Below are 4,150 nucleotides of genomic sequence, written 5' to 3'. Positions count from 1 at the left end.
CGCAAGACCACGATCATCTCCGGCGGCACCGGCACCGGCAAGACGACGATGCTCAACGCATTGTCAGCCTTCATCCCGGAAGATGAGCGGCTGATCACCATCGAGGATGCGGCCGAACTGCAACTGCAGCAGCCGCATGTCGCGCGCATGGAAACGCGCCCGGCCAACATCGAAGGCCATGGCGAGCTGAAACAGCGCGACCTGGTCAAGAACGCGCTGCGCATGCGGCCCGATCGCGTCATCCTCGGCGAGTGCCGCGGCGAGGAAGCCTTCGACATGCTGCAGGCGATGAATACCGGCCATGAAGGCTCGATGGCGACCATCCACGCCAACACGCCGCGCGACGCGATCGCGCGTCTCGAACAGATGCTCGGCATGACCGGCATGCCGATGACAGTGCAGTCGATCCGCAGCCAGATCGCCAGCGCGCTCGACCTCATCGTGCAACTGACGCGCCTGTCGGACGGCAAGCGCAAGGTGACCAGCGTCGCCGAGGTGACGGGCATGGAAGGCGACGTCATCCAGATGCAGGAGATATTCCGGTTCGTGCGCACCGGCATGGAAGCGGACGGCAAGATCGTCGGCCATTTCGAGGCGACAGGTATACGTCCGCGCTTCCTTGAGGACCTGCGCAACATGGGCATCGAATTTCCGGGAAAGTATTTCGAACCCGGCCGCCCACAGGAGTAGCCGGTGTTCGAGGGATTCAGCCCTATCTACGCCGTGTATGCCGCAGCGGCGCTCACCGGCATCATGATCGCCGAAGGCTGCTACCTGCTTTATGCCGGGCGCAGCGACAAGCGAACGGCGATCAACCGCCGCATGAAGCTGCAGGAGAGCAAGATCAGCCAGGAACAGGTGCTGATCCAGTTGCGCAAGGAGCGCGGCGTTGACGGCGGCTGGTCCCGGTTTTCCTTCGACGGTCTTCGTGCCCTGCGCACGCAGTCCGGCATGACCATGCCGCTGCCCAGATTCCTCCTGACCACGTCGGGAGTGGCTCTCGGGCTGGCGCTGGTCGCCGTCTGGTATGGCTTCTCGCTTCTGGCCGGCCTGATCCTGTTCACAGTGCTGTTGCCCGTATTGCCGGTGATGGCGATGCGTTTCCTGCGCAAGCGACGGCACAAGCGGTTCGGCTTGCAATTGCCGGAAGCGCTGGAACTGATCACGCGCGGCCTGAAAGCCGGCCATCCGGTGCCGGTGGCGATCTCGATGGTGGCGCGCGAAATGGCCGACCCGATCGGCACCGAGTTCGGCGTCGTCGCCGACGAGGTGACTTACGGCTCCGACCTGGTTTCGGCGCTGAACAATCTGTTCGACCGGGTCGGTCATGAGGACCTGCCGCTGTTCGTCACCGCCGTGTCGATCCAGAGCAGTTCCGGCGGCAACCTGCGCGAAATCCTGGACGGGTTGGCGACGACGATCCGCGAGCGCGGCAAGCTGCGCCGCAAGGTACGCGCCATCTCGACCGAGGGCCGTATGTCGGCCTACATCCTGACCGCGGTGCCGGTGCTTCTGTTCGTCGCGATCATGGCGCTGATGCCGCAGTTCTACCGGGATGTCTGGGGCGAAGCGAAGACCTGGTACATGTTGGGCGGTTCCATCATCTGGCTGTTGCTTGGCAACGCCATCATGTTCAAGATGTCGAATTTCAGGTTCTGAGATGGAAGACGTCGTCCGCTTCCTCGCCTCGCTTGCGCCGACATCGCCGATGCCTGTGGCTGTGTTGCTGCTGCTGCTCGGCGGTGGCGCGGTGGCCTGGCCGATGGTTGTAGCCAAGGGCGATCGCAACGATGTCAAGCGCCGGCTGAAGGTCGATGGTGCACGGCCAGTCGAGCAGGCCGAGCCGGCGCCCAAGAAGAACACCAGCGTCGTGCGCGAAAAAGCGGTCAAAAGGGCACAGGAATTCTACGCCAAGAGCGACCCTGAAAATGTCGCGCGGCTGCGCATGAAGCTTATCCAGGCCGGCTACATGGAGCCGCGCGCCGTCGGCATGTTCTTCCTGATCCGGTTTGCAGCGCTGGTCGGCGGCGCGCTTGCCGCAGCCCTGGTCAACCACTGGATGGCCAGCGCCGAGTCGACAATGACCAGCCGGTGGACCTTCATCATCCTGTCCGGCGCCGCCGGCTACTTCCTGCCCGGCCTGGTGCTGACGCAGAAGGTGCGGGAAAAGATGCGCGAATACCGCAACGGCTTCCCCGACTTCATGGACCTCATGATCGTCTGCTCCGATGCCGGCATGAGCATGGAGGCCGGCATCGAGCGCGTCTCGAAGGAACTCGCCAGGACTTACCCGTCGCTCAGCCAGAACCTGACGCTAGTGTCGCTGGAACTGAGAGCCGGCCGCAGCCTCGACGATGCGCTGAAGGCGCTTGCCGATCGCCTGAGCCTGGACGAAGTGCGCTCCTTCGCCACGCTGCTGCAACAGTCCAAGGAGCTGGGCACCAGCCTGTCGGGGGCGTTGCGCGTCTTCTCCGACGAGATGCGCCACAAGCGCATGTCGCTCGCCGAGGAGAAGGCGCATGCCCTGCCTGCCAAGATGTCGGTGCCGGTGACGGTCTGCATCCTGCCGGTGGTGCTGATGATCGCCATCATCCCGATCATCGTGAAGCTGACGGGCCATCACTGAGGTATCCTTGAAGCCTGCCTGTTGCGGGAATTTTCCGCGCTTCGCCCAGCGGCGATTGGTTAAAGCATCCTTTGCGCGCAACCAGAATTTAAGCGCAATTCAGCACTGAAGCTTAATGGCTGTCCGGTATGGTCTTTCCTGAACAACGACCCGGCAAATCGGGCGATGGGGCAGGGGCATGCGTCACGGACTTCCCACGGCAGCGGCGGCGTTGGCGGCCGTCTTGATGATCACCGGTTGCACGACGAACAACAACGTCGACACCACCAAGACCACCGCGATCCGACCGGTGGCGAGGGACGTCAGCTCAGGCGACCTGGCGGAGGGCAAGGCCCAGTTCCGCGAGGCGAATTACGGCCTTGCCGAACAGCATTTCCGCAAAGCGGTGGAGCTCAAGTCCGACGACGCCGAGGCGTGGATGGGGCTTGCAGCGTCCTATGACGAGCTTGGCCGCTTCGACTTCGCCGACCGCGCCTATGCCCAATTGCTGAAGGTGGCCGGCCGCAAGCCGCAGATCGTCAACAACATGGGCTATTCGCAGCTGCTGCGCGGCAACAAGAAAAAGGCCAGGGTGCTGCTGCTCGAAGCCAAGGCAGGCATGGCCGACCAGACGGTGGTCAATGCCAACCTGGCGCTGCTCGACAAGAGCTGATCGCTCGGAAGCAAGGCCGGAGACCGGCCTCGCTTGGTTCGTTTGGACCCTCGGTCCACCTACTCGGCGGCGCCAAGATATTCCGACAAAGGCGGGCAGGAGCAGACCAGGTTGCGGTCGCCGGCGACATTGTCGATCCGCGACACCGGCGGCCAGTATTTTGCGGCCATGTCGACGTCGCCCGCCGGGTAGGCCGCCTCGAGCCGCGAGTAGGGATGTGCCCAGCTGCCCGCGAGCGCTTCGGCCGCGGTATGCGGGGCGTTGACCAGCGGATTGTCGTTGAGCGGCCACTCGCCCTTGGCCACTTTCGCGGCCTCGCCGGCAATTGCGATCATCGCCTCGCAGAACCGGTCGAGCTCGTGCTTGGGCTCGGACTCGGTCGGCTCGACCATCAGCGTGCCGGCAACCGGAAACGACATGGTCGGCGCGTGGAAGCCGTAGTCGATCAGGCGCTTGGCGATGTCGTCGACGCTGATGCCGGCGCTTTCCTTGAGCACGCGTGTATCGAGAATGCACTCGTGGGCGATGCGATCGCTCCTGCCCTTGTAGAGCAGCGGGAAGTGCGGCGCGAGCCGCGTCGCCACGTAGTTAGCGGAAACGATCGCGGTTTCGGTCGCCTGCTTCAGCCCCGTGCCACCCATCATGCGGATATACATCCAGGTGATCGGCAGGATGGAAGCGCTGCCGAACGGCGCGGCGGCAACGGCATGCGCCGAACCTTCGGTGACATGGCCCGGCAGGTAAGGCTTCAGATGCGCCCTGACGCCGATCGGGCCGACGCCTGGGCCGCCACCGCCATGCGGGATGCAGAAGGTCTTATGCAGGTTCATGTGGCAGACGTCGGCGCCGATATCGCCGGGGCGGGCGAGGCC

4 protein-coding genes and 1 pseudogene are annotated in these 4,150 nt (G+C 64.1%); 4 read left to right on the top strand and 1 reads right to left on the bottom strand.

All coding sequences use genetic code 11. The features are described from left to right. The 4 genes from Q0L57_RS07205 to Q0L57_RS07190 form a co-directional block, all read left to right on the top strand. Positions 1–690: ATPase, T2SS/T4P/T4SS family (locus Q0L57_RS07205; protein WP_296740358.1), on the top strand; the 690-nt coding region annotated here is incomplete at its 5' end. A gap of 3 nt (positions 691–693) precedes the next feature. Next, positions 694–1,659 carry a type II secretion system F family protein gene (locus Q0L57_RS07200; RefSeq protein WP_296740355.1) on the top strand — a complete coding sequence of 322 codons (966 nt, stop codon included), beginning with the start codon at positions 694–696 and terminating at the stop codon, positions 1,657–1,659. A 1-nt stretch (position 1,660) separates the two neighbouring features. After that, positions 1,661–2,626 carry a type II secretion system F family protein gene (locus Q0L57_RS07195; RefSeq protein ID WP_296740353.1) on the top strand — a complete coding sequence of 322 codons (966 nt, stop codon included), beginning with the start codon at positions 1,661–1,663 and terminating at the stop codon, positions 2,624–2,626. Positions 2,627–2,804: 178 nt separating this feature from the next. Further along, positions 2,805–3,278 (top strand): hypothetical protein, encoded by a 474-nt coding sequence (locus Q0L57_RS07190; protein WP_296740350.1) that lies wholly within the window; start codon positions 2,805–2,807, stop codon positions 3,276–3,278. Between the two features lie 59 nt (positions 3,279–3,337). Here Q0L57_RS07190 and Q0L57_RS07185 read toward each other — a convergent pair. Then, positions 3,338–4,150: pseudogene (locus tag Q0L57_RS07185) on the bottom strand (glycine dehydrogenase (aminomethyl-transferring)); the annotation flags it as partial.

The organism is Mesorhizobium sp. (assembly GCF_024509055.1).
Lineage (GTDB): Bacteria > Pseudomonadota > Alphaproteobacteria > Rhizobiales > Rhizobiaceae > Mesorhizobium.
The sequence above is the reverse complement of the archived record's forward strand: the minus strand, read 5'-3'. Positions and strand labels throughout refer to the sequence as shown.